Genomic DNA, 25,641 nt, shown 5'->3' with positions numbered 1-25,641 from the left:
GAGCCGGAAATCGCCATATCGGGGGCAATCCTTTCATCGCCGGACTTTTCTGCCATGGCCGTTCGCCCAATTCTGATCATTCCCGATGCGCGCTTGCGTGCCGTTGCCGACCCGATCATCGAGGTCGATGACGAGATCAAGTCGCTGGCCAAGGACATGCTCGACACCATGTATGATGCGCCGGGTATTGGCCTGGCCGCCCCGCAGATCGGGGTGATGAAGCGCATTGTGGTGATGGACCTGGCGGGCGAGGGTGAGCCGGCGGCTCCGCTGGTGATGATCAATCCCGAGATCACTGCTTTTGGCGAACAGATGCAGGTGACCGAGGAAGGCTGCCTTTCCATTCCCGAGCTCTATTACGAGGTCGAGCGCCCCAATGAGGTGACGGTGAAATATACCGATCTCGATGGGCAGGACGTGGTGAAAGAGGCAGAGGGCAAGCTGGCGGTGTGCATTCAGCACGAGCTCGATCACCTCGATGGCGTGCTCTATATCGATTATCTCAGCCGCCTGAAGCGCGACCGCGTGATCAAGAAATTCGAGAAGCAGGCGAAGCGGGCCGCAGGCTGATATCCGGTGGCCGCGACCTCGCCCTTCGACAGGCTCAGGATGAGGTCTATGGGAGTGCTGCGTTCGCGTAGACCTCATGGTGAGCCTGTCGAACCACGAGGTCGTTGACCATGCGCGTCGTCTTCATGGGTACGCCCGATTTTTCCGTTCCGACGCTGACCGAAATAGTGTCAGCCGGACATGAGGTGGTGGCGGTCTATACGCGTGCGCCCAAACCGGCAGGACGCGGTCAGGCCGAGCGCAAGAGCCCGGTGCATGAAGCGGCCGAGGCGTTTGGCATTCCGGTGTTTACGCCGCGATCTCTCAAAGCCGAAGCCGAGCAGGCCCAGTTCGCCGCGCTTGGGGCCGAGGTCGCGGTTGTCGTGGCCTATGGGCTGCTGCTGCCCAAGCCCATTCTCGAGGCGCCTGAATATGGTTGCCTGAACCTGCATGGTTCGCTTTTGCCGCGCTGGCGTGGCGCGGCCCCAATCCAGCGCGCCATCATGGCCGGCGACAAGCAGACCGGCATTGTCGTGATGCAAATGGATGAAGGTCTCGATACCGGCGCAATGGGGCCGACCGAGATCATCGCCATCACGCCCGAGATGACCGCGGGCGAACTGCACGACCAGATGATGCGCTTGGGTGCCGATCTTATGGGCCGGGCGCTGGCGGCGCTGGAGCGCGGGAGCCTGGATTTCACCCCGCAGCCCAAGAGTGGCGAGACCTACGCGGCCAAGATCGACAAGGCCGAGGCGCGGATCGATTTTTCCAAGAGCGCCGAGGAGGTGCACAATCTGATCCGAGGGTTGTCGCCCTTTCCGGGTGCCTGGTTCGAGATGGAACTCGCTGGCAGGCCGGTGCGGATCAAGGCGTTGCGCTCGAGACTGAGCGAAGGCGCCGGGGCGCCGGGTGCTCTTTTGGGCGACGAACTGGTGATCGCCTGCGGCGCTGGCGCGGTGCGTCTGATGCAGGTGCAGCGCGAGGGCAAGGGCGCCATGGATGCGGCGACGTTCCTGCGTGGCGCCGGAACGCTGCCCGACACAGTGACCTGATGCCGCGCTATAAGCTCACAATTGAATATGACGGAACCCCCTTCTCCGGTTGGCAGCGGCAGAAGGACCGGATCAGCGTGCAGCAGGCATTGGAAGAGGCGATTGCCGGCTTTTCGGGCGAGACGGTCACCACCCAGGCGGCCGGCCGCACCGATGCCGGTGTGCATGCGCTGGGCCAGGTGGCGCATTTCGACCTGTCCAAACAGTGGGATCCATTCCGCATTCGCGAGGCGCTGAACTATCATCTGCGGCCCTACCCGGTGGTGGTGGTGGAAAGCGAAGCGGTGCCCGACACCTTCGAAGCGCGGTTTTCGGCGACGGCGCGGCACTATGAATATCGCATTCTCAACCGGCGAGCGCCGGCAGCCATAGAGCGAAACCAGGTCTGGCACGTACCCAAGCCACTGGATGCGGAGAGGATGCATGAGGCGGCACAGACCATTCTGGGTCACCATGACTTTACCACCTTCCGCTCTTCCGAGTGCCAGGCCAACTCGCCCATGCGCACCCTGGACGCGTTCGAGGTGAGCGGGGATGGCGAGATCATCGCCATTGCGGCGAGTGCGCGGAGCTTCCTGCACCATCAGGTCCGCTCGATGGTGGGGTCGCTCAAGCTGGTGGGTGAAGGCAAGTGGAGCCCCGGCGATTTTCGCGCGGCGCTCGATGCAGCAGACAGGACGCGCTGCGGCGCCATGGCGCCGGCGAGCGGGCTGTTCCTGACCGGGGTCGACTACCCTTAAACGGGTCCCATGGTCTGCAGGATGATGCCGCCAAGCACCATCAGTCCCACAAATTGCGCGACCACCTGAGCGACAATGAAAATGGCGATCTGGATTGGCGCCAGGGTGACGATGCGGCGGGCAATGTTGATCTCGATAATGATGCTGAGCACCCCCACGACCAACAGCATGATGTCGCTGCCGCCGAGCAGGACGATGCTGATGGCGCCGATCAGCGAGACGTAGAAATTCACCCAGTTGTCGGCCACCAGATAGGGCATGAAGCCATCGAGCCGCCCCATCATCCGCAGGACGATATAGGCAGCGCCGATCTGCAGGGCGAACAGGAGGCCCGAGAGCAGCGTCATACCGGCAGCAGCGCCGGTGGGCGAGCCAACGCCGAGCAGTTGCGGGCCGAAGACGCTGACGGCAATGGCAAGCAGCAAAGCAATGAAACTGCCAATCAGGCCGCGCTGGGAAAAATCGAAATAGCTGGCCGCATCCTGCCGCCCCAACACCAGGGCCCAGGCGCCGCGGGCGGCTTCGAGCGCTTCTTCAACAAAGGTCGGTGAGGACTGGGGCAAGGAACAGACTCGGCTCAGGCGGCGGGAACGGGTGCTGGCATGATGTAGAGTGCGATGGGCGTTCCGGCAAGGAGCAGCACCGTCAATACTGCAAAGGCGACGCAAACGCCGATGCTCCACCCGCCTGCCAACCGCCCCAGGCGAAAGAACATATAGGCCAGCGCCAGCCAAAGCAGCGGCAACAAAAACCCTATGGTGAGCGAAAGCAAAGCGCCCAGGCCGACATAGAAGGTCAGCGCATAAATGCTGGGGACCAGCAGCGGCAGAACGGGATCGCGCTGGCGCAGCGCATAGCGGGTTCCGTAGATGCCGATGAGCGGCGCCGCGAGAAACAGGGACTGAAACACAAGCGTTGCGGTGAGTTCGCCCAGGGTTGGCACGCCATAATTGAGCGAGCCCAGCACCACTGCCAGGAAGGCAGACAGGTAGAACAGCACCAAAGCCGTCACCAGGCCCGCTCGGGTGAAGCGGAAGCGCGCCTGCCATCCGGCTTCGTTCCTGAGAATCATGATCCAGCCATAGACCGACTGGCGCAGGGCGTTGATGATCTTCATGCCGGGTCTCCGACGAAGTAGCGGCGCATGAAGGCTGTATAGATTTCAGTCAGGCCAGTGAGATCGGCCAGGGCGATGTGCTCATCGGCCTTGTGCATGGACGGGCCGACAAGACCGCATTCAACCACGGGCCCATATTGGGCGATGAAGCGCGCATCCGAGGTGCCGCCGCCGGTGGAATATTCGGGCGGCTTGCCATTGCGTTCGGCAATGACTGCCGAAAGCGTCTCAATGTCACTGCCCAGTGGGGACAGGAAGGCACGGGAGGGCGTGCCGGAAACCTCAAAGATAATGTCAGTGCCGTTGGGATCGACGCTGGCAATGCGGGCGCGAATCCAATCGGCCAGGGTTTCGGGGGTCCAGGTGTCGTTGTAGCGGATATTGAAGCGCAGTGTTCCGCTCATCGGAATGACATTGCTGACCGGATTGCCGACATCGATGGTGGTTAGCTCGAGATTGGAGGCAGGGAAATGATCGGTACCAGTGTCGAGCTTTTCGGAAGAGAGTGCCGTAGCGATAGCGGCCAAGACCGGGAGCGGATTATTGGCCTTGTGCGGATAGGCGACATGACCTTGCGTACCAGTGACGGTGACCTTGCCCGAAAAGGAACCGCGCCGACCGATCTTGATGCTGTCGCCCAGAGTTTCGGTGGAGCTGGGCTCGCCGACAATGGCGAAGTCGAACTGGTGTCCGTTCTCGGCCATCCAGGCAACCAGCTTGTCAGTACCGTTGATGGCGTCGGCTTCCTCGTCATTGGTGATGGCGAGCTGAATGGTGCCGGCCTCGGTCGGGATGTCGGCGCAGGCGGCAACAAAAGCGGCGATGCCTGATTTCATGTCGGCAGCACCGCGGCCATAGATGACGCCGTTTACGACGCGCGGGGTGAACGGATCGGACGTCCAGTTCGCGCGGTCGCCGGGCGGGACGACATCGGTGTGGCCGGCAAAGAGCAGGCGGCGACCGCCCTGCCCTCTGGTGGCAAAGAGATTGTCGACCGGATAGGAGCCGTCACCCTCGAACCGCAGTCGGGTCACCGCAAAGCCGATGGCCTCGAGTTCGACCTCCAGCAGATCGAGCGCGCCCGCCTCCTCGGGAGTGACCGAAGGGCAGGCGATGAGGCGGGCGAGCAGGTCAGCTGGTTCGATGGTCACGACGGCTCCGGTTAGGTTCAGGCGGCACCGTCCAGCGGATCGGGACCATAGTTATTGGGTCCGGCCGTGCCCTTGAGGAAGCCGAGTTGGACCAGCATGTAGATTGCGAAAATAGCGAAGATGAGGTTGAGGGCGCCCAGCCAGATGGAGGGAACCGGCATCATCACGCCGCCCATGTCGGTCATGGAGGAGCCGATGCCCGTTGCCGCGAGCAGGTTGAGCAGCACGGATCCCGCGATCAGAATCTTGAGGTCGGTGCCGTTGTTGTCGCGATCGTGGCGGCGCTTAATGCCGAGGCAATAGCTCGGCCAGATCAGCGCCAGATTGATGAGCACACCGAACCAGGCCATGACCGTGCCATTGCCGAAGCTGAGAATGCTCAGCACAATGCTGGCAACGATCGAAATGACGATCAGCACGACGATGCCGATCCACCATTGCTGACGGCCGATGCGCCCCTCGGTGGTGGTCAAAAGCGCTTTGATATTGTCCATCTTTGTCCCCCTCTCATGATGCAGGAATCAGGCCCCGCCGGCATCAGAGTAGGATGCTGGCGCCGTCTAAACCAGCGCCAGCCCTCCGTTTAGTCCCGCAGCAGGTCGTTGATTCCGGTCTTGGAGCGGGTCTGGGCGTCGACGGTCTTGACGATGACGGCGCAGTAAAGGTTCGGGCCTGGGGTGCCATCTGGGAACGGCTTGCCCGGAAGCGAACCGGAAACGACTACCGAATAGGGTGGGACATAGCCCATATGGATTTCGCCGGTCTGGCGGTTCACCACCTTGGTGGAAGCGCCGATGAACACGCCCATGGAAATCACCGAGCCTTCGCCCACGACCACACCCTCGACGATTTCGGAGCGGGCGCCGATGAAACAATTGTCCTCGATGATGGTCGGGCCGGCCTGAAGCGGTTCGAGCACGCCGCCAATGCCGACACCGCCGGACAGATGCACATTCTTGCCGATCTGTGCGCAGGAGCCGACCGTGACCCAGGTGTCGACCATGGAGCCTTCACCGACAAAAGCCCCCAGATTGACAAAGCTAGGCATCAGAATGGCGCCCTTGCCGATATGGGCCGAGCGGCGGACGATGGCGCCGGGCACGGCGCGGAAGCCGGCTTCGCGCCAGGTATTGTCGGTCCAACCCTCGAACTTGGTGGGCACCTTGTCCCACCAGGTAGAGCCCTGCGGCGCGCCGGTCATCGGCTCATTGTCGTTGAGGCGGAAGGAGAGCAGCACGGCGCGCTTGAGCCACTGATTGACCTGCCAGGAACCATCCACCTTTTCGGCGACGCGAGCCTGACCGCTGTCGAGCAGGTTCAGCGCTTCGTTGACGGCATCGCGCACTTCGCCCGTGGTTGAAAAGTTGACCTCGGCGCGGTTCTCGAAGGCGGTGTCGATGGTCTGGGCAAGCTGGGTGTACGACATAGGGTTCCTGAGCGGCTGCGTGGTTTTCGTCGCGCGGACCATAGCCGGGGCCGCCCGCGAGTCAACGGGCGAGACGATGCGCTGGGCAGCGCGGGCCATGTCAAATCGCGAATGAAGAAATTGCGGAGAAAACGGCTGGCTACGTTTACCTGACGTTTTTTGAATTGCTGCAAGATGGGAATTTAATGGATCTGAGAGGCACCCATGAAGACGATAGCTCTGCTGTTTTCGGCTGTCCTGCTCGCTACCGGCGTGACTCCTTTCGCGGTACTGGCGCAAGCAGAGGCAGTCATCCTCACCATTGATGGCGCCATCGAAGGCGGTGTCCCACGCGATTTTACGCGGTCTGAGCTCGAGGCAATCGGATCTGGCCAGATCGTCACCGCTACACCCTGGCATGACGGCAGCCCGGTATTTGAGGGCGTCCCGATGGATAGGCTGCTTGCTCATGTGGGCGCCCAAGGGACAGAGGCCGACGTTCTGGCGCTGAACAATTATCGCACGACAATTCCCCTATCGGACTTCTCGGCCTACCCGGTGCTGCTGGCACTCAAGCAGGATGGCGAATTCATGTCGGTGCGCAACAAGGGCCCCCTTTTCATCATCTACCCGTTCGATGACTTCGAGGCGCTTCGGACCGATCTCTATCATGCCCGATCGGCGTGGCAGGTTCGCAGCATTACGATTAAATAAACGGAAGACTCTGGCCAACCATGCTGCAATTCGTCTGGTTTCGGCAATTCGCGGTCGTGATCATCGTCGTGCTGGGCATTGCGACAGTGCTGCATGCGCGCGTGGTCGAGGACACAGCCGACGCCGTGCGAAACTCCATGCGCTTCGATGTTTCGTGGATCGGTGCGCATGGCCGGATTGAAGCAGCGCAGCTGGAAGCCTACCTCGCGCGCTACGCAGCTCTGGGGCGGCAGGCCGACGCCGACAACACCAAACTATATTATCAAATTCTGCTGGGACGGCTCGATAGCTGGAGTGTCGGCGGCTACGGCGAATTCCTGGCGTCCAACCCCGAAAGCGGGCGGGCCTATGACGAGTTGATGCGCCTTCTTGAATCGGTCGATGCGGAAATGTCCAATCTGGACAGCACCGCTACAGCTTCGCAATTGCTCGACACGTTGGCGCCGGTTGGGGCCACCATCGAAAAGATTGGCGCAGAGGCAACCGATTCAGCCGTCAACAAGGCGGCTGCGATACGCCAGACGCTGACAGAAAAGCAAGCAACCCAGCACTATCTGGTGGTTACGGCCTTGGCTTCGGCAGCCATCATGCTAATTGTGTCAGCTTTCCAGAACCGTACCCTGCGCCGGGCGCACCGACAGGTTGGCCGCGCGGCGGACAAATTCGCCTATCTGGCGCATCACGACCCACTGACCGGCCTGGCAAACCGGACGGCATTTCCGGACACGAACCAGCCCACAGACGCTGATGCCAGCCATACGGCGGTGATCGTATTTGATCTGGATGGATTCAAGCTGATCAATGACACATGGGGCCACATGTTTGGCGACAAGCTGCTCATCGCGGCGGCCAGAAGGCTGGAGGAGATAATTTCGACCGCGCCGGGCAATGTCGTCGCCCGCCTGGGTGGCGATGAATTCGCAGCACTCCTGCACCTGCGCGACAAGGCGGAGGCCCAGACCATTGCCGATCGCGCGCTGGAGGCACTCAAACGGCCATTCGAGATTGACGGCAGTTCGGTGACGATCAGTGCGACAGCGGGGATAGCCATTTCTACTCGACAGAACCAGAACGCGCGCGGACTGCTCGAAGACGCAGACCTGGCGCAGAGCGAAGCCAAAGCGCGAAAGAAAGGCTCAGTTTCCGTCTATGATCAATCGCTTCGCGAGATGGTCGAGCGCCGCCTGACCCTCGAAAATGATCTGCGGGATGCCATCGGCAAGGGTGAAATCACGCCGCACTACCAGATCCAGGTCGACCTGGTGACCGGCGCGGTGGTGGGGGTCGAAGCTTTGGCGCGCTGGCATCACGCACAGTTGGGGCCAATCCCGCCGGACGAGTTCATTCCGATCGCAGAAGCTTCCGGGCAGATTGTGGACATCGGCAAGCACATGATTGCCTGTGCCTGCAAGGACGCTCTGCGTCTGCCGCCCAACGTTCAGGTCGCGGTCAACCTGTCGGTCATCCAGATCATGCAGGGCGAAATCATGGAGACCACAGCGGACGCCCTTATGGCAACGCGGCTGCCACCGGACAGGCTGAAGCTCGAGGTGACTGAGTCGGTGATGATGGCCGATCCAAAACAGCCCATCGCCGTGCTTTCCGAACTGCGTTATCTGGGTGTTTCCCTCGCGCTGGATGATTTTGGCACGGGGTATTCGTCTCTTTCTTATCTCACGACGTTTCACTGGGACGAAATCAAGATCGATCGTGCCTTTGTGAACGATCTCGACACCGACTCCATCGGCCTATCGGTTATCGAGGCCGTTCTCGTCCTGGCGAAAAAGACCGGCGCCAAAGTTGTCGTGGAAGGCGTTGAAACGCACAAACAGCTGGAACTGCTTCAGGGCACGGGCTGCGATATCGGACAGGGATATTTCTTCGGCAAACCTGTTCCGATTGACATGGCATGCGCCCAGATAAGGGAAATCAACAAGGCGCTGCCTGGCCAGCCACTGCCCGCACGCCGAAAGGACAAACGCAGGCAGTGCCCAGAATGAAAACTGTCGCCGGTCTTGTTATTCAATCGGCCGCCGGATAGACGCCGAGGATGCGGAAATAATCGGTGAAGAAACCCAGCTCTTCGAAGGCGTGCTGCACGCCGATATCGTCGGGGTGACCCTCGATATCGGCGTAGAACTGGGTGGCGGTGAAGGCGCCGCCAACCATGTAGCTTTCGAGCTTGGTCATATTCACGCCATTGGTGGCAAAGCCGCCCATGGCCTTGTAGAGTGCGGCCGGCACGTTGCGGACCCGGAAGACAAAGGTGGTTTTCACCTTGCCTTCGTTGGGCGCGAGCTGCTCGGTCGGCGAGAGCACCAGGAACCGGGTCGTGTTGTGGTCGGCATCCTCGATGTTTTCGGCCAGCACAGTGAGCCCGTAGATTTCCCCCGCAAAGTGCGAGGCAATCGCGGCCACGGCCGGATCGGCCTTTTCGGCGATCTCGCGGGCCGAGCCGGCGGTGTCGACGGCATTGATGGTACGCAGGCCGTTGGCAGAGATGAACTTGCGGCACTGGCCCAGCGCAACAGAGAGCGATTGCACCGCCTTGACATCCTCAAGCCTGGCACCGGGCACGCCGAGCAGGGTCATTTCCACCCGCAGATAGGTCTCGCCAATGATGTTGAGGCCACTTTCGGGCAGCAGGTGGTGAATGTCAGTGATGCGGCCATAGAGTGAGTTCTCTACCGGAACCACGGCAAAATCGGCCTTGCCGGACTGCACCGCATTGAGCGTTTCCTCAAAGGTGACGCAGCCAAGAAACTCTTCGCCGGGAAAGACATTGGCGGCAGCCGCGTGGCTGAAAGCGCCGGGTTCGCCCTGGAAAGCAATCTTCTTGGTCATTGATGGTCATCCGTGAATAGAAAGGCAGGCGGGTTGTGGCGCGGGCTCAGTATGGAGTCAATCTGCAGGCTGCATCTGCAGTGGCGCGGAGAATCGTCTCGCATAGGCCATTTTCCACTGCCCGGTCATCGCCGCGGCGGTTTGACCTGTTGCGCCAGAAGTGGTCTTGATACTATGTTCCGCGCGCGTCGAGCCGGCCGGTTGAGGCAGATTCCGTTACGGGATCGCAGTTTGGGCTGGCTCGGGAAATTGTCCACAGGGGATGGACCGGCAGAGAGACCAAATGGATTCGTTTGAGCTAAACAAGATCATCGGCGCCGTGCTCGGCACCCTGTTGTTCGTTATGGGTGCTGGGTTCCTGGCTGAAGCCATCTATCACCCGATCGAGAACCGCGGCCCCGGCTACGCCTTGCCCGAACCGGAAGTGGCCGAAGCCGGCGCACCGGTGGAAGAAGTGCCCGTGACACCGCTGCCGGTGCTACTGGCAAGTGCCAGTGTGGACAATGGCGCTGCCGCCGTGCGCAAGTGCCAGAGCTGCCATACCTTTGGTGAGGGCGAAGCGGCCAAGCAGGGCCCCAACCTCTACCATATCGTCGGCGCCCCCAAGGCCCATATGGAGGGCTTTGCCTATTCGGACATTCTGCTGCAGCAGCAGGCCGAAGGGCAGACCTGGACCTATGAAAACCTGGACGCCTTCCTGGCCAATCCGCGCGACTACGCGCCGGGTACCAAGATGGCTTTTGCCGGCGTGCGTTCACCCGAGGAACGCGCCGACATCCTGGCCTATCTGCAGACCCTTGCCGCAGACCCCGTGCCGTTCCCGGAACCGGAAGCGGCGCCCGCAGAAGAGGCAGCTCCGGCCGGAGGCGAGGTCACCGAAGTCGAGACCATTCCCGAAGAAATAGTTGCGCCTGAGGATGCTAGCGTAGAGACCGTGACAACCGAGCCGGGTGCCGCCGTGGAAACGCCGACTGCGACCCAGTCGGATAGGCGGGTGGAAGGCACGCCTGTGCAGGAAACCTCGCCTGCAAGCCCGGAAGCGCCGGCCGCCAGCCAGTAAGGCTTTGCCTGACTGACGAGATTCTCAAGAAAGCCGCGCCCCAAGGTGCGGCTTTTTTTCATATCAAGGACCGTTGTCGATGTTGCTGCTGCACCTTTCCGATGTTGATGAAGCGAGCTGGGCTCGGGCGTTTTCAGAGGCGCTGGCGCCCTACCCCGTGGTGCGGCGAGGAGACAGTTTCGACCCGACCGAGATTCGCTATATCTTCGTCTGGAAGCCACAGGCCGACGCTTTTGACGGGCTAGTCAACCTCAAGGCAGTGCTGTCGCTCGGCGCAGGGGTGGACGCGTTGCTCAAGCACCCCAACCTGCCCGATGCGCCGATCGTGCGGTTTGTCGACGAAGATCTGAGCCAGCGGATGAGCGATTATGTGGTGGCCCATGTCACCATGCATCACCGCCAGTTCACGCGGTTTCAGGCCGACCAGAAGGCGCGCCGCTGGGACCAGTATTACCCGCCCGCCGCAGGCGAGACCACGGTGGGCATCATGGGCATGGGCGTGTTGGGACAGGACGCGGCCAGGCGCCTCAAGCCGCTCGGCTTTGATTTGCGAAGCTGGAGCCGCACGCCCAAGGGCATGGACGGGGTGGAGGGCTTTGCCGGCCAGGCCGAATTCGACGCGTTTCTCGCAGGCACCGATATTTTGGTCAATCTGCTGCCGCTGACGCCCCAAACCACGGGCATTCTCAATCGCGCCACCTTTGCCAAGCTGCGCCGCGATCGGCTGGCTGGTGGCCCGGTCATTATCAATGCGGCGCGGGGCGGTCACCAAAAGGAAGCCGATATCGCAGCGGCACTTCAGGACGGAACGCTGGGAGCGGCGAGCCTGGATGTGTTCGAAGTCGAGCCCCTGCCGCAGGAGAGCCCGCTCTGGGCCATCGAGAATTGCTATATTACCCCACATATCGCTGCTATCTCCAACGAGCAGAGCGGTGTGCGCTATTTTACGCAGGTGCTCACTGAGCACGAGCAGGGCAAGGCGCTGCCAAATGTGGTGGACCGCGCACGGGGATATTAGGTCGACACATAAAATTCACTGGTCATGAGCCAGTGTGTCGTTCAAGCAGGCTGGATAAGATCAAAGGGAGCCGGTCGAGAGGCATGACCGATACAGCGCAGCAGGAAAAACCGGGGCTCTATGATCGGCTGAAGGCCGCCACGGGGCACCCCTTGGCCGAGCCGATCCTGGCGCTGATCTGCTTTCTTGAAGCGATGATCGTCCCGGTGTTTCCCGAGGTCATGCTGGCGCCGATGATCCTGGCGGACCGTCGGCGCGCCTGGCGGCTGGCGGCCATCTGCACCATTTCGTCGGTGGTGGGAGGGATATTCGGCTATGCGATCGGCTATTTCCTGTTCGATACCATTGGCAAAGGCATCGTGGAGTTCTACGGCGCCGGAGCAAGTTTCGAGCAACTGCGCGACAGTTTTGTTGCCAATGGCCCATTCATGATCATGATCGGTGCGGTGACGCCCATCCCATACAAGATCGTCACCATCACCAGCGGCGTAGCCGGTGTCGATATCTGGACCTTTATTCTTTACGGTTTCATTGGCCGAGGCCTGCGCTTCTTCGTACCCTGCGGGCTGTTCTATTTCTTTGGACCGGTGGCCAGCAACTTCATCGAGAAGCACAAGAAATGGGCCGGCTGGGTGATGCTGGTAGCGGTCATCGGCGGGTTTGCCGCCGCGCCGATGCTGTTTCCCAAGCATGGCACCGAAGTGACCGATCAGGTAATCGAGCGGACCACCGGCACCGATATCATTCCTGGCCCGAAGGCCCCGGATCAGGCCGAGTAACGCTGCCGGAGCAGGCCGTATATTGCGCGAATGGCCTGATCGGTGCCGCCGGCCGGACGGCCGGGCCGTGCCTCGGGCGCCCAGCCAAAAATGTCGAGATGAACCCAGGCGCCGGCCTTGTCCACGAAGCGCTTGAGAAACAGGGCCGCGGTGACAGACCCGGCATGTCCGCCGCTGGCGGTGTTGTTCAGATCGGCAATGCGAGAGGAGAGCAGGCTCGCATAGGGTGACCAGAGCGGCATGCGCCAGAGCGGATCTTCGGCCGCAAGCCCTGCGGCAGCGAGATCAGCCGCCACGCCATCATCGGTGGAATAAAGCGCAGGCAATTCCGGACCAAGGGCAACGCGGGCAGCACCGGTTAGCGTTGCCATATCAACCAGCAGGTCCGGAGCCTCTTCATCGGCCAGGGCCAGGGCATCGGCAAGGATCAACCGGCCTTCCGCATCGGTATTGCCGATTTCGACGCTGATGCCGGCGCGCGAGCGCAGGACGTCGCCGGGGCGGAAGGCATTGCCGGCAATGGCGTTTTCAACGACGGGCAGCAATACCCGCAGGCGAAGCGGGAGCCCCGCATCCATGATGGCATGGGCGAGCCCGAGCACATTGGCCGCGCCGCCCATGTCCTTTTTCATCATCAGCATGCCGGCGGCCGATTTAATGTCGAGACCGCCGGTATCGAAGGTGACGCCCTTGCCAACCAGGGTCACCTTGGGATCGGTATCCCTGCCCCAGCGCATATCGATAAGGCGCGGCGCCTGGGCGCTGGCACGGCCTACGGCGTGTATCAAAGGGAAATTCTGTTCGAGCAGGTCATCACCCTTGATGACAGTGACGCTCATGCCGTGGCGGGTTGCCAGATCCCGCGCGCGGGCCTCGAGGGCATCGGGACCCAGATCATTGGCAGGGGTGTTGATCAGATCGCGCGTCAGGCTGGCGGCAGCGACCTGCCGCTCGACTTCCCCGGTATCGGCCGCTTCGGGAAGAACCAGACGAGGCGCCGGCGGGGCGGCGCGATAGGTCTCGAAGCGATAGGCGCTGAGGCGGAAGGCAATGGCGGCCAGGGTCGGATCGCCATAATCGCCCCGCAATTGATAGTCGCCCTCAGGCAGGCCTGCGGCTGCGAGCCCGGCGACGAAAACGGGGCGCCGCTGGTCAGTGCCGGTGCCGAACAACCAGGCCGCAATGCCTCCCTTGGTATCAGGCATTGCCAGCAGACGACCCTGCTGGCCGGCAAAGCCATTGGCCTTGGCCCAGGCCCGCTGCCCATCGTCCAGTGGCCCGGCCTCCACCCCGTTCTCGGGAATGAAAATCAGTGGAATGGCGGCTTGGTCAGTCATGGCAGATCTCCGTTTCGTCGCACTTGTCTAGCCGGGACCACACGGGCGCACAACGCCACAGGATCGCGGTTTAACTGCGCGTTAGGGTTAATGATCTATTGCTCTTGGGTGAGATCACATGGCCCGTCAGTGGCCCGGAGTGCAAATTGTTCAACCCAGGACGGATCAGCGGAATGTTGCGCCCCCTGCTCCTGGCAGGCGTTGCAGCCCTTGTACTTTCGGCCTGCGCATCCAATCGCGGACAGTTGGCCAGCGCGGACTATGCCGGCATGAGCGCGGCGCAAAACCACGCTAATCTCAGCGAACTGACCGCGCGCTATCGCGCCAATCCGACGGACCGCGCCACGGTAATTCACTATGCAGCCGCTCTGCGCGCGGCTGGTCAACCGCAACAGGCGGCGGCGGCCCTGGAACAGGCGATGCCCAACCATAGCGGCGATGTGGCGATCAGCGTGGCCTATGCCAAGGCACTCACAGCCGCCGGACGATTCGAACAGTCCATCGAAGTGCTGCGCAATGTGATCCGGCCAGATGCGCCGGATTGGAACGCGCTGCTGGTGCTTGGCGCGACGCTGGACCAGACCGGGCGGCACCAGGAGGCTCGCAAGCTCTATGTCCAGGCCGGGGTCATTGCGCCAGGTGAGGCTTCGATCGAGACCAATCTGGGTCTGTCCTATGCCATGACCAATGATCTGGTGGCCGCAGAGAAGCATTTGCGCCGGGCGGTGCAGATGCGCGGCGCAAATACGCAGACGCGTCAAAACCTGGCGCTGGTGGTGGGCCTGCAAGGCCGGTTCGACGAGTGCCGCGCCCTCTATGCTGCCGAGCTGCCGCCCGACCAGGTCGAGGCCAATATGGCCTATGTCCGGGCGCTGCTTACCCAGCAGAACCGCTGGGACATGATCGAGAAGGGCTAACGCCCCCCAATCTGCTCATCGTCTATCTCCCCAAGGCCGGTCCTGCGACCTATGCCTGCTGCATGGACCAGTGTGGCAGGACGCAGTGATTTCCGTGGTCCCGAAAATTTGTCGATCGTGCTGGCCGAAGAGATCGCTCAGGACAGGCAGGCCGACGCCCGCCCACGGCCGCCGGCTTAGTTCCCGCCCATCGTCGTGGCGACCGAACCGGAAAAGACCTGGATCATGGCCGGGGACAGGATGACGATGAACAGCACCGGCAGGAAGAACAGAATCAGCGGCACGGTGAGCTTGGGGGGGAGAGCGGCGGCTTTCTTTTCGGCTTCCATCATGCGCGCTTCACGGCCTTCTTCAGCCATGACGCGCAGGGCCTGGCCCACCGAGGTACCATAGCGGTCGGCCTGGATAAGGGCGGTCATCACCGATTTGACGCCATCAAGGCCGGTGCGACGGCCCAGATTTTCGTAGGCGCGGGTGCGGTCTTCGAGGAAAGACAATTCGGCAGTGGTCAATGTCAGCTCTTCGGCCAGTTCAGCGGACTGGCCGCCGATTTCCTTGGCGACGCGCTTGAAGGCGTGTTCCATCGACATGCCGGCTTCCACGCACAGCAGGAGTAGATCGAGACAATCCGGCCAGGAGCGGCGGATGGAGGTCTGGCGCTTCTGGGTCCGGTTCCTGAGCAGCAGCAATGGGAGATAGGCGCCGACCAGTCCTGCGCCGATGGCATAGACGAGGTTCAGGAACAGTGGGCGATCCCCGGGCGTCACGAAGAGCAGATAGAAAGCGGCAAAGGCAAAAATGCCGATCGGATAGACCAGACGCTGGAACAGGAATTTGGTCAACTCGCCCTGTCCGCGCAGCCCGGCCATGGCCAGCTTGTCCACGGTGGTATCGTCCTGGAAGGCCTTCTTCAGATCGAGGCGCTCGACGGCGCGCTTCATGTAGGACTTCGGTTCCTTGCCACGTCGAATCGAACTGCGCCCATCGGCACCGGAGGATCCGCGCAGGCGCGCCATTTCCTCGGCACGCATCCGGTCGCGTTCGACGGCGACGCGCTTGATGCGCTTTTTCATGTCCTGCCGGACAATCATGGACGACCCGAAGGTGAAGACCACTGCGGCTGCGGAAATGGCCGCCAACACGGCGATGAGGAATTCCCGCTGGGTCAGAAGCTCGACGATGTTCATGGATGATGACCCCGGCTCAAACTTCGAACTGCACCATGCGGTTCATCACGAAAATGCCGGTTGCGAGCATCAGCACGCCCACGGCCAGACAAATATTACCGACCGGCGTAACAAACAGCGGCTGCAAATAGGTCGGCGTAACCAACGACACCAGGGTGGCCACAACGAAGGGCAGCGAGCCAATGATACCGGCCGAAGCCTTGGCCTCGGAGGACATGGCCTTGACCTTCTGCTTCATCTTCTTGCGGTTGCGCAGCACGCGCGCCAGATTACCCAGCGCTTCGGACAGATTACCACCGGCCTGCTGCTGCACGGAAATGACCACGACGAAGAAATTAACTTCGGGCAGCGGGACACGATCGAGCAGAACCTGCACGGCCTCGGTCATGGACAGGCCAAAACTCTGCTGATCCAGCACGCGGGCGAATTCGGACCGCACCGGCTCCTTGGTATCCTTGGCCACCACGCGCATGGAATCGTTGAGCGGCAGACCCGTCTTGACGCCCCGCACGATGGCTTCGACAGCGTTAGGCAATTCATCGAGGAAGCGGTCCTGATATTTCTTGCGGCGGCGCGCAACATAAAAGCGCGGCAGCAGATAACCGCCTGCCACCGCAAAGATCGCGGCGAAATAGAACGGCACCTGGACAATGACGAGCACCACAAACAGCACCACGCCAAAAATGATGCTGTTGCGAATGAAGGCCGCGGGCTTGATGGTCATGCCGGCCTGAAAGATCAGGTCGGGCAGGCTGAGGCGCTTTTTGGCATTGAGCGCGTCGGTCTGGGACTTGAGAGCCTGCTGCACGGAGCGGCGACGGTCTTCGCGCGTGCGGCTGGCGTCGGCCTCGCGGCGATTGGCGCGGATATCGCCCTGAAATGCCTTCATGCGCTGTTCAGCGCGCTTATTGCCCAGAGCCGAGGGCACCAGAGCAAAGCCGGCGGCCCCGATGGTGACGACGAAGAGCGCGACAAGAACGAGCGTAATCATGGTCAGCCCCTCAAAATCTCATGCTCTTCGACATTGGCCTTTTCGAGCGCTTCGACCAGATTGGCTTCTTCGTTGAAGTAGCGGGCGCGCTCGGTGAATTGAGGCTTGGTGATGCCGGTGGAGCGATGCTTGCCCAGCAGCATGCCATTGGCGTCCTCGCCCATGATATCGTAGAGGAAGACGTCCTGGGTGACGATGACATCGCCTTCCATACCCAGCACCTCGGAAATGTGGGTGATGCGGCGCGAGCCATCGCGCAGGCGCGCGGCCTGGACGATGACGTCGATGGAAGAGACGATCATCTCGCGGATCGTGCGGCTGGGCAAGGCATAGCCGCCCATGGTGATCATGGATTCGAGACGAGAAAGAGCCTCACGCGGCGAGTTGGCGTGCAGCGTGCCCATCGAGCCGTCGTGGCCAGTATTCATGGCCTGGAGCAGGTCGAAGGCCTCCGGGCCACGCACCTCACCCACGATGATGCGTTCGGGACGCATACGCAGACAGTTCTTGATGAGATCGCGCATGGTGATCTCGCCTTCGCCCTCGAGATTGGGCGGACGGGTTTCAAGGCGCACCACATGGGGTTGCTGGAGCTGAAGTTCGGCCGAGTCCTCGCAGGTGATGACGCGCTCATCCTTCTCGATGAAAGCGGTCAAACAGTTAAGCAGCGTGGTCTTGCCCGAGCCGGTACCGCCCGAGATCAGCACATTGGCGCGCACGCGGCCCAGAATGCGCAGCACTTCGGCACCTTCGGGCGAGATGGAATTGTATTTGACGAGCTGCTGAAGGGTCAGCTTGTCCTTCTTGAACTTACGTATGGTGAGCGCGGCGCCATCAATGGCCAGCGGCGGGGCAATGACGTTGACGCGGGAACCGTCGGGCAGGCGCGCGTCGCAGATGGGCGAGCCTTCATCGACGCGGCGGCCGACCTGAGACACGATGCGCTGGCAGACATTCATCAGATGTGCATCGTCGCGGAAGCGCACATTGGTCAGGCGCACCTTACCGGCCACTTCGATGTAGCATTTCTGCGAACCGTTCACCATGATATCGGCGATGTCGTCGCGTGCCAGCAAGGGCTCGAGCGGGCCATAGCCCAAAACGTCGTTGCAGATATCCTCGAGCAGGTCTTCCTGCTCGGAAATCGACATCACAATGGATTTGAGCGCGATGATCTCGGCAACGATATCGCGGATTTCCTCACGCGCGGCCTGGTTCTCCATTGTGGCGAGCTGGCTGAGATCGATAGAGTCGATCAGCGCGTTGAAAATGGCGGATTTGGTCTGGAAATATTCCTTGGCGCGTTGGGCATCGGCGGGTGCGCGAACGTCGAGCACCTCATCGGTGGTGCGCATGCGCGCGCTCATGCCATCGTCATCGCTGGCGCGGCGCTGCGGCGCAGGTGCCGGGGCGGGCGATGGACTGGCAACGGGCCGTGGCGCCTCGCTCAGTCCGGGCGTATTGCCGCCAAATGTGGTGCGCTTGCCAAACATGAAAGTCCCTACCGTCCTGGTCTCTACGCTTGCTGGCTTCAGGCCCGCTTCTTGAACAGGGATGGAAGCTTGAGCAGGCTCCCGGTTTTTGCCGGCGCATGACCCGGCTGCCGGCCGGTGACATGCATGCCGATATTGGAGAAGATCTCGTTAATCTTGTTGCTGGCCGCGACCTCGGCAATCATCTGCCCGTTATTGGCCGCCGTGCCGAAAAGCTGCGCATCAAAGCCGATCTGTCCGATCAGTTCGCATTCCACCGAGGAGGCGAATTCAGTGGCGCTGATCTCGGGCCGGCGGGGCACGCCGAGCTTGTTGATCACCAGCCGTGGGCCGGCGTCGGTTGGGCGCAGCGCCTTGATGGCATCGGCCATATTCTTGGCGTTACGCAGATTGGCCAGGTCCGGTTCGGCGACGATGACGATATCGTCGATCGACGCCAGGGTCTGCCGGGTCCAGCCCGTCCAGCCATGGGGAATGTCGAGCACGATCAGCGGCACGCTCTTCTGGCAGATCTCAAGGACCTGTTCGAACTCCCGCTCCTCGAAATCCCAGGTGTGATCCAGGGTGGCGGGCGCGGTGAGCAGATTGATGTGGTTGGCCGCCTTGCTCATCAGCCGGTCCAGCATGGTCTGGTCAACCTTCTGGTTGGCCAGAACCGCATCGGCCAGACCATGCGGCGGGTCCTGATTGAAGTTGAGGCCTGCCGTGCCGAAGGGCAGGTCCATATCCACGATCAGGCAATCCTGACGCAGGCCGGTGGCAATGGCCCAGCCCACATTGTGTGCAATGGTGGAGCTGCCCGCGCCTCCCTTGGCCGAAATGAAGCCGACAGTGCGCCCGATCGGGGCGGCACCTTCAGCGGCATAGAGATCGGTGATGGAAGTGACGATCTCGGACGAGGTGGCCGGGAGCACGATATATTCAGAAATGCCCGAACGGATCAGCTCGCGATAGAGCAGGACGTCGTTGACATGGCCGAGCACGATGACGCGGGTCGAGGCGTCGCAGACCTCGGCAAGCTTTTCGAGCGCGGACGGAATCTGGTCCGGCGACAGCGTGGTTTCGACAATGATCAGATTGGGCGTGGGGTTTGACTTGTAGGTCTCGACCGCACCGTCGATGCCGCCATTGTGGGTGGTCAGAGCCACCTTGGACATGCGCCGGTCATGCATTGCGCTTTCGACCAGCTGGGCCGACTGAGAATGTTCGCAGAAGGCCTGGATGGTGATGCGCGGCACAAGGCGTGCGCCGGAGGCGATCTCGGCTGCCGGCTCTTCTGCCTGGGCTGGCTGGTCAGGGGTGAGGAAACTCATGGGTGTAGTGCTCCTGATCCGCAATCAGTCCAAAACAAAGCCGACATTTCCGGAGAACGCACCCCGGAATTCGCCGGTGGCGCCAACGCCGTAGATGGTCTCGAGCCGGCCCAGGAAGATACCCTCGGCGTCGCTGGCCATCACTGTGCGGTCGGTCGGCACGGGAATGGAGTTGGCCGGGCTGGGCGAGACGAGATAGGGGGTAACCAGAATGACCAATTCGGTCTGCTGGGTCTGGTAGTCGCGCGAGCGGAACAAGGCGCCCAGGATCGGGATGTCCCCGAGCAACGGGAACTGGCGAATGTCCTGGCTGGCCGATTCCTGCAGCAAACCGCCAATGGCAAGGGTTGTGCCGCTGGGCAATTCCACCGATGTGGCCGCCTGACGTTTGGTAATTGAGAAATCGGCCTGTGGCTCAGAGACCGAGGTATCGACCTTGAGGCCGATCGTACCGTTGGACTTCACCGTTGGCACAAATGACAGTTCTACGCCGTAGGGCTTGAAGATCACCGTGCGTGTGTTCTCTTCGTCGTCATAGGTGTAATAGGGCAATTCGCCACCGGCCAGGAACTTGGCTTCCTGTCCCGAAATTGCGGTGAGGGTCGGCTGGGCCAGAACGCGCAGCGCCCCACGCCCTTCCAACGCACGGACCGCTGCCGCGACGGAATTCCCGTTGCCGTCATTGTAGCCGACATTCAGCCCATCGGTGGGGAAGGAGTCGGTCAGAAGTCGGTTGGTGAATTCAAACAGGTTCAGCGTGCCGACATTGAGCAGGGCGCCGAAGTTGATGCCGAACTGCTTGGCGATGTCGCGCTTTACCTCGGAAACGGTAACCTGCAGCATCACCTGCTGGGCCCCGGCGACGTCGATAATGCTGGCCACGTTCTCCGCAGCACCGGCGAACTGAACCGCCACCGCCATGGCGCGGTCCTTGTCCTCGGCGGAACGCACGGTGCCAGTCAGAACGACGCGGTTGGTTTCATCGCCCAGAGTCACCGATTCCACACTGATGTGGGAGCCGGGAATGACGCGCCGCAGGGCATCTTCGAGGGCATTGCCGACCTGAGAGGGCTCTTCAATGACGCGCAGGTCCAGCACCTGGATGGTACGTCCCTGATCATCAAGAAAGAAGACATTGGTGTTGCCGCCAGTGACCCCCTGAATGATGCCGCGGGTGCGGGTGCGCATGATCGCAGCAGCCACATCGGGCTGGGACACGATGACCTCAGCAACGCCCGCGGGCAGATCGACAATGACCGACTTGTTCAGCTCGACATCGAGCGAACGCACCGCGCCATAGGCCGAGGCGGCGATGGTTACCTGGGCCGGGGTGGCTTGCGCCATGGCCGGAGTGACGGCGGCAGTGGCGCCCAACAGGGCGGCCAGGCCGAGCGTGGCGGCGCCTCGCGAGACCCTGCGCAGTGTCGAATTGATTGGCTTGTCCATCATTGTCTCGCCTCTATTGCGGCAGGATCTGGGGCGTCGAGGACGCCTCCGGGGCCTGATTGTTGCCGGGCAGATTGTTGACTTCGGGGGTGCTGTAATCATTGGCGTCAGCGGACATGGCACTGCCGGCGAGCACGCTCCGTTCCCGGCCATAGCGGATCAGCCGGACGGCCTGATTGGTGGGCACGCCCGTTTCGACGCGATTGAAATCGGCCACGGAACGCAGGGTCAGGCTCAGGCGTCCCCGGGTCGAGGCGTTGACCAGGGTTTCGGCCTGGGCCGGATCGAGTTCGAGCGTGGCAATCGTCGAATCGTTGAAGGTGGTGGGGTTGGGACTGTCTTCAGCGCCGGTTTCATCGCCACCGCTGACGCCCATTTCGCCAAGCCGCTTGCCCAGGGCCAGGACGCGCACATTGGACAAGATGACCTCGGAGCGCTGGCCCATCTCGGTGGAGGTGGTCAGCAGCACGTCGACATGGTCATTGGGCACCACGAAACCGCCAGCGCTGGAGGCTGCCGTCACAGTGACAGAAACACCGCGCTTGCCGGGCGAGAGCACAGCGGAGAGATAACCCTGATCGGCACGGACCAGCTTGGCCTCGCGGATTGGTTCGCCGGGGAAGAATTCGAAACGGGCGACAGCGCCGGTGAGCTGCTCGGGCGCGTCGGGCATGGCCGAAACGGTCACATATTCGGTGCGCAGGGCGCCTTCAGGCCAGTCCTGCCATTCCACACGCGCCGGGTTGAGCCGCTCGCCAACGCCAATCGGAGCCTTGGCCACCAGAATTTGGGTCTTGGCTTCCTGGACGACCTCGGTCCTCACCTCAGTTGTCGGTGCCGGTGGCGCGCTGCCCCGCATGACCAGAAAGGCCGCCAGAGAACCTGCCACAAGGGCAACCAATAACAGGATGATACGCGCGGGTCTCATGCCCTACTCCGGTTGTACGCGAGCCTACTGGCCCAATTCCACCGGATGAACTATGGAAGCAAAGGGTCAAGTTTTAGTTAATCAGGGCTTTGCAGAAGGCGTTAACAAGTTATGAACGCTTGCTTTTTGCGAGTGCGCAAAGCATGAAGCAAAAAGACCACCAGCGATTATTTCGCCGGCGGCCTCTACAAAAATCTGAATACTGATGCTCAGGCCGTAAGGCGCTCGAAGATGGCGGTGTTGGAATAGGTCAGCAGACCGGCCGCCGCCAAGGCGATGCCGTAGGGTACGCCCTGCTTGGGATCGTGCAGACGATTGAGCCAGCCCAGCCAAGGCCGATCGACAAACAAGGTATCGATCGGCAGGCGCCGCAGCATCAGGATAAACAGGGTCAGCACCCCACCGAGTAGGGCGGACTGCACCAGATAGACCAGCAATGTCGGATCTCCAGAGGGGCCGACAAAGCCGAGCCAGAGCGTGGTCGCAGCGGCCAGCTTGGCATCGCCACCGCCGATCCAGCGCATGGCGAACAGACCAAAAGCGACAACCAGCACCACAAAGGCGCAAAGGACGTGCATGGCGAACTGCTGCAATGGCAGTTCGACGATGAGCGCCATTGCCACAAAACCTACCACCAGAAGCAAGACCAGCTTGTTGGAGATGCGCATGGTCAACAGGTCAGACGACGCGGCAAAGGCCATGGCCAGGGGGAAGAAAAACAGGGCTAGGTAATGGAACACGTCATCCTCCACGCAAAGCAAAACTGCCGGACCGCACCATTGTTGGCACGACTACGCTTAAGAATTAGCGAACGGGAAGACGTAGGTACCGCCTATAGGGCAAGTCCAGCGACGACCTCGTCACGGACGTGGGCCCAAAGATCTGCAACGCCGCCGCCCAGCAAAAAAGCGGACCCCACAACAGCCATGGAAAGCAGCGAGGCAATTAGTGCGTATTCAATTGCGGTTGCACCATCTTCATTGAAGACCAGACCGCGCAGCGTTGCACCCAGACGCTGACCGATCCTTTTAGGTCCAGACATGGGCAATCCTCACCGCAACAATCGAAATCGCGGGCTCTGCCGAAGGCGGGAGCCCGCGATGTATTCCTAGTCGAGCACATTCTGGACGTGATCGACTATTTGCGTGATACCCTAATCGGGATCAGCCGCCACCGCCTTCGCCACCACCGGCGGCAGCCGGCATATTGCCCGTCAGGTCGGTATTAATACGTGTGAACACGTCATTGAGAGTGCCACCCAGAACGGAAACGGCAGCGATAATACCAACAGAGATGAGTGCGGCGATCAGGCCGTACTCGATTGCCGTCGCGCCCGACTCATCCTGCGCGAAACGTGCGAAAATATTCATTCCCAGGCTCCTTTTTTACACGTCCTCGGGTGAGCGCAGTGTCGGACCACGTCACTCATCGAACATGGTCTGACGCTAGCCGCCACACGTTGAAATAGCGTTAATCGAGAGGCCGACCCCGTGATTGCGACGGATTGCCGTTTTTCTGGTAAACACGACGTTTAACAAGTAGATAAACTTTTAATAATGAAACAACTGCCCAAACCCTGACAATTGAGAATGGCGGATACTTTGCAGACACATTCATGTTGAGCCGACCTTATGATCTATACTCGTCCAGCACCGACACCGAGCGCATGAGCGATCAATCCCATGGCGTTTGCCAAGTATTTACCATTCGGGTGGATCGTATGGCACAGCGTATCAGTACCCAGGTTTGCACCATGTTCCGTTTTGCCGCCACTGCCCTGTTGCTTGCCGCAACTCTTGCGGCGCCGATGCCCGCCCTGGCCCAGGACGGTGCGCCGATCAGTGTCAATGTGAACATGGCACGCATTTTGCGCATCAGTGCACCGGCTGCGACCGTCATTGTGGGCAATCCCGGCATTGCCGATGTGACCATACAGGATCCGCAAACCTTGATCCTGACCGGCAAGAGCTATGGCCAGACCAATCTGATCGTGCTGGACAGCCGGGGCGAGCCAGTTGCAGACACGCTGGTGGAAGTGGTGCAGATGAGCGCCGGCATCATGACTGTCTATCAGGGACAGAGCCGGACCACCCTGTCCTGCGCACCAACTTGCCAGCCCGTGGTGATGATGGGCGACGACACCGGTTATTCGGGTCAGGTCCTGGCTTCGTCCCAGCTGGTGCAGTCAGCCGCCAACTAGGGCCGTGCCGGATCGTGGATACCCGTTAAGGCGGCATTTACCCTAAGGGGCAATCCCAGGTTTTGCGTCAGTCTTCCTAACCATTGAGTGAGGGTATGCCCCTAGTGTGGCTCCAAAGCGGGTACGCGGGAGCCAAAGCAAATTGTACGGCAAAAGCTGGCACAGGATGAAGCGGCAGAGCCGCCGTCTGACGCGCGACGAGCGCGGTGTGACGGCGATTGAATTTGCGCTGCTCGCTCTGCCCTTTTTCGGCATTATCGGGGCAATTATGCAGACCTCGGTGATCTTCCTGTCCTCGCAAATCCTGGAAAGCGCCGTTCAGGATGCCGCGCGCACCATTCGCACGGGCCAGGTGCAGGCCGCCGGAACCACGATCGAAGAATTTCGCGCTGACATCTGCGGTCGCCTTTACGGACTGTTCCCCGATTGCGCCGGGCTGCACATCAGGGTCAATACGCTGGCCGATTTCCAATCAGCCGATCTGCAACCACCACTCGACACGAATTGTGAGGCCCCCTGCGACTGGACAGTGGGCGAGACCTGGACGCCTGGCAATGGCAAGTCCGTAACGCTGGTTCAGGTCTATTATCGCTATCCGGTTGCGATACGACTGGGCGTCCTTGGCATGTCGAACCTTGGCGATGGCCGGCGACTGATGGGCTCGGCAACCGTATTCCAGAACGAGCCATTTTCATGAGCAGGATTCGCGAAATTCTGAACGGGCTTAAGCGGGTCTGTAGCGCCGAACAGGGCGTTGCGGTAGTAGAATTTGCACTTGTCCTGCCGGTCATGCTGTTCGCCTATCTCGGCACACTGGAAGCGAGTGCATTGATTACCGTGGACCGCAAGGTGCAGTCGGTGGCGGGCGCCATTGGTGACCTCGTGGCGCGGGCTGACGGCACCATCGCCAGCAGCCAGATGCAGGATTTCTTTCTGGCGGCCAGCGGGATCATGGCGCCCTTCGAGTCCAATGACGTCCTGCAGGTGGTGACCGCGGTATGGGTCGAAAGCGACGGGTCGACCGAGGTGATCTGGACACGCCAGTATCAAGGCGAGAGCTACACCAATGTCACACCCCACACCGTGGGCAGCGCTTACGCACTTCCTGACGCCATGATCGATATCTCGCGGGGCAACATGGTTATCGCCGCCGAGGCCAGCTACAGTTACACTCCCTTGCAGGGCCTTATCTTCGACGCGCCGGTCAACCTGTATCGCTCCGCCTATTTCCTGCCGCGCTTCGGCGACCCCATCTCGATCAACTAGGGTCAGGACACATTAATTTGTTGAGTTGAATGATGAGCAGTGATTCAAGGTGGCAGGAGGTGCTGCCTTGAGTGATTTGCTGATGTTGACGCTGAAACAGATGCGCCGGATCGAGCCGTTCTTTCCGCTGT

Annotated in this window: 28 protein-coding genes; 12 read left to right on the top strand and 16 right to left on the bottom strand. The window is 61.2% G+C overall.

The genetic code is table 11. The annotated features are described in order from the left end of the window. Positions 1-54: 54 nt before the first annotated feature. From def to truA, 3 genes are all read left to right on the top strand, one after another. Positions 55-570: a peptide deformylase gene (gene def / locus GO014_RS17355; RefSeq protein WP_116589413.1), complete on the top strand. Its 516-nt coding sequence runs from the start codon at positions 55-57 to the stop codon at positions 568-570. 110 nt (positions 571-680) lie between these two features. Further along, positions 681-1,604, top strand: a complete 924-nt coding sequence (gene fmt / locus GO014_RS17350; RefSeq protein WP_157291593.1) for a methionyl-tRNA formyltransferase — start codon at positions 681-683, stop codon at positions 1,602-1,604. Next, entirely contained in the window at positions 1,604-2,344 is a 741-nt protein-coding gene (gene truA, locus GO014_RS17345) for a tRNA pseudouridine(38-40) synthase TruA (RefSeq protein ID WP_157291592.1), read from the top strand. The genes fmt and truA overlap by 1 nt, the downstream gene beginning before the upstream one ends. On the opposite strand, the gene GO014_RS17340 is transcribed toward truA, so the two are convergent. The 5 genes from GO014_RS17340 to dapD form a co-directional block, all read right to left on the bottom strand. Continuing rightward, entirely contained in the window at positions 2,341-2,907 is a 567-nt protein-coding gene (locus GO014_RS17340) for a hypothetical protein (RefSeq protein ID WP_157291591.1), read from the bottom strand. The genes truA and GO014_RS17340 overlap by 4 nt on opposite strands. Positions 2,908-2,921: 14 nt before the next feature. Further along, complete coding sequence (locus tag GO014_RS17335) at positions 2,922-3,461, bottom strand: hypothetical protein (RefSeq protein WP_157291590.1); 540 nt, start codon at positions 3,459-3,461, stop codon at positions 2,922-2,924. After that, positions 3,458-4,612, bottom strand: coding sequence for a succinyl-diaminopimelate desuccinylase (gene dapE / locus GO014_RS17330; protein ID WP_343031002.1), 1,155 nt, complete (start codon positions 4,610-4,612; stop codon positions 3,458-3,460). The genes GO014_RS17335 and dapE overlap by 4 nt, the downstream gene beginning before the upstream one ends. A gap of 17 nt (positions 4,613-4,629) precedes the next feature. Continuing rightward, on the bottom strand, positions 4,630-5,106 hold the full coding sequence (locus GO014_RS17325; RefSeq protein WP_157291589.1) for a DUF805 domain-containing protein: 477 nt from the start codon (positions 5,104-5,106) through the stop codon (positions 4,630-4,632). 89 nt (positions 5,107-5,195) lie between these two features. Beyond that, on the bottom strand, positions 5,196-6,038 hold the full coding sequence (dapD, locus tag GO014_RS17320) for a 2,3,4,5-tetrahydropyridine-2,6-dicarboxylate N-succinyltransferase (protein ID WP_157291588.1): 843 nt from the start codon (positions 6,036-6,038) through the stop codon (positions 5,196-5,198). A 204-nt stretch (positions 6,039-6,242) separates the two neighbouring features. On the opposite strand from dapD, the gene GO014_RS17315 reads away from it, so the two are divergent. Then, entirely contained in the window at positions 6,243-6,731 is a 489-nt protein-coding gene (locus GO014_RS17315) for a putative pterin-binding protein (RefSeq protein WP_157291587.1), read from the top strand. Positions 6,732-6,751: 20 nt separating this feature from the next. Further along, positions 6,752-8,731, top strand: a complete 1,980-nt coding sequence (locus GO014_RS17310) for a putative bifunctional diguanylate cyclase/phosphodiesterase (protein WP_157291586.1) — start codon at positions 6,752-6,754, stop codon at positions 8,729-8,731. A 22-nt stretch (positions 8,732-8,753) separates the two neighbouring features. On the opposite strand, the gene GO014_RS17305 is transcribed toward GO014_RS17310, so the two are convergent. Further along, positions 8,754-9,575, bottom strand: a complete 822-nt coding sequence (locus GO014_RS17305; protein ID WP_116589422.1) for a prephenate dehydratase — start codon at positions 9,573-9,575, stop codon at positions 8,754-8,756. A 283-nt stretch (positions 9,576-9,858) separates the two neighbouring features. Between GO014_RS17305 and GO014_RS17300 the strand changes: the two genes are divergently transcribed. From GO014_RS17300 to GO014_RS17290, 3 genes are all read left to right on the top strand, one after another. After that, a complete protein-coding gene (locus GO014_RS17300; protein ID WP_157291585.1) occupies positions 9,859-10,635 on the top strand; it encodes a c-type cytochrome in 777 nt (258 codons plus the stop codon). Positions 10,636-10,714: 79 nt separating this feature from the next. Beyond that, the gene (locus GO014_RS17295) at positions 10,715-11,653 is read left to right on the top strand and encodes a 2-hydroxyacid dehydrogenase (protein WP_157291584.1); all 939 of its coding nucleotides are present in this window, start codon (positions 10,715-10,717) and stop codon (positions 11,651-11,653) included. An 83-nt stretch (positions 11,654-11,736) separates the two neighbouring features. Beyond that, positions 11,737-12,432, top strand: coding sequence for a YqaA family protein (locus GO014_RS17290; protein WP_157291583.1), 696 nt, complete (start codon positions 11,737-11,739; stop codon positions 12,430-12,432). On the opposite strand, the gene GO014_RS17285 is transcribed toward GO014_RS17290, so the two are convergent. Next, entirely contained in the window at positions 12,420-13,769 is a 1,350-nt protein-coding gene (locus GO014_RS17285) for a leucyl aminopeptidase family protein (RefSeq protein WP_157291582.1), read from the bottom strand. The two genes, GO014_RS17290 and GO014_RS17285, sit on opposite strands and share 13 nt — an antisense overlap. 173 nt (positions 13,770-13,942) lie before the next feature. Between GO014_RS17285 and GO014_RS17280 the strand changes: the two genes are divergently transcribed. Next, a complete protein-coding gene (locus tag GO014_RS17280; protein WP_157291581.1) occupies positions 13,943-14,686 on the top strand; it encodes a tetratricopeptide repeat protein in 744 nt (247 codons plus the stop codon). Positions 14,687-14,862: 176 nt separating this feature from the next. Here GO014_RS17280 and GO014_RS17275 read toward each other — a convergent pair whose 3' ends face one another. The 9 genes from GO014_RS17275 to GO014_RS17235 form a co-directional block, all read right to left on the bottom strand. Continuing rightward, the gene (locus GO014_RS17275) at positions 14,863-15,873 is read right to left on the bottom strand and encodes a type II secretion system F family protein (RefSeq protein WP_116589428.1); all 1,011 of its coding nucleotides are present in this window, start codon (positions 15,871-15,873) and stop codon (positions 14,863-14,865) included. Positions 15,874-15,889: 16 nt separating this feature from the next. Further along, positions 15,890-16,864: a type II secretion system F family protein gene (locus GO014_RS17270; RefSeq protein ID WP_157291580.1), complete on the bottom strand. Its 975-nt coding sequence runs from the start codon at positions 16,862-16,864 to the stop codon at positions 15,890-15,892. 2 nt (positions 16,865-16,866) lie between these two features. Next, the gene (locus GO014_RS17265; protein ID WP_157291579.1) at positions 16,867-18,357 is read right to left on the bottom strand and encodes a TadA family conjugal transfer-associated ATPase; all 1,491 of its coding nucleotides are present in this window, start codon (positions 18,355-18,357) and stop codon (positions 16,867-16,869) included. 38 nt (positions 18,358-18,395) lie between these two features. Beyond that, positions 18,396-19,670, bottom strand: coding sequence for a CpaE/TadZ family protein (locus tag GO014_RS17260; protein ID WP_157291578.1), 1,275 nt, complete (start codon positions 19,668-19,670; stop codon positions 18,396-18,398). Between the two features lie 24 nt (positions 19,671-19,694). Further along, positions 19,695-21,116: a type II and III secretion system protein family protein gene (locus GO014_RS17255; RefSeq protein ID WP_179953004.1), complete on the bottom strand. Its 1,422-nt coding sequence runs from the start codon at positions 21,114-21,116 to the stop codon at positions 19,695-19,697. A 13-nt stretch (positions 21,117-21,129) separates the two neighbouring features. Next, positions 21,130-22,044 carry a Flp pilus assembly protein CpaB gene (gene cpaB / locus GO014_RS17250; protein ID WP_157291576.1) on the bottom strand — a complete coding sequence of 305 codons (915 nt, stop codon included), beginning with the start codon at positions 22,042-22,044 and terminating at the stop codon, positions 21,130-21,132. A gap of 209 nt (positions 22,045-22,253) precedes the next feature. Then, complete coding sequence (locus GO014_RS17245) at positions 22,254-22,784, bottom strand: A24 family peptidase (protein ID WP_343031001.1); 531 nt, start codon at positions 22,782-22,784, stop codon at positions 22,254-22,256. A 92-nt stretch (positions 22,785-22,876) separates the two neighbouring features. After that, a complete protein-coding gene (locus GO014_RS17240) occupies positions 22,877-23,086 on the bottom strand; it encodes a Flp family type IVb pilin (protein ID WP_157291575.1) in 210 nt (69 codons plus the stop codon). A 121-nt stretch (positions 23,087-23,207) separates the two neighbouring features. After that, on the bottom strand, positions 23,208-23,414 hold the full coding sequence (locus GO014_RS17235; RefSeq protein ID WP_157291574.1) for a Flp family type IVb pilin: 207 nt from the start codon (positions 23,412-23,414) through the stop codon (positions 23,208-23,210). Positions 23,415-23,764: 350 nt separating this feature from the next. On the opposite strand from GO014_RS17235, the gene GO014_RS17230 reads away from it, so the two are divergent. The 3 genes from GO014_RS17230 (at position 23,765) to GO014_RS17220 (ending at position 25,510) form a co-directional block, all read left to right on the top strand. Then, positions 23,765-24,244 carry a pilus assembly protein N-terminal domain-containing protein gene (locus GO014_RS17230; protein ID WP_157291573.1) on the top strand — a complete coding sequence of 160 codons (480 nt, stop codon included), beginning with the start codon at positions 23,765-23,767 and terminating at the stop codon, positions 24,242-24,244. A gap of 166 nt (positions 24,245-24,410) precedes the next feature. After that, entirely contained in the window at positions 24,411-24,941 is a 531-nt protein-coding gene (locus GO014_RS17225) for a TadE/TadG family type IV pilus assembly protein (RefSeq protein ID WP_157291572.1), read from the top strand. Then, positions 24,938-25,510, top strand: coding sequence for a TadE/TadG family type IV pilus assembly protein (locus tag GO014_RS17220; protein ID WP_157291571.1), 573 nt, complete (start codon positions 24,938-24,940; stop codon positions 25,508-25,510). Before GO014_RS17225 ends, GO014_RS17220 begins: the two co-directional genes overlap by 4 nt. The last annotated feature ends 131 nt before the right edge of the window (positions 25,511-25,641 follow it).

The organism is Devosia marina (genome assembly GCF_009758415.1).
In the GTDB taxonomy this organism is placed as follows: domain Bacteria; phylum Pseudomonadota; class Alphaproteobacteria; order Rhizobiales; family Devosiaceae; genus Devosia; species Devosia marina.
Note: the sequence above shows the minus strand (reverse complement) of the source record. Positions and strands in the feature narration are given on the sequence as shown.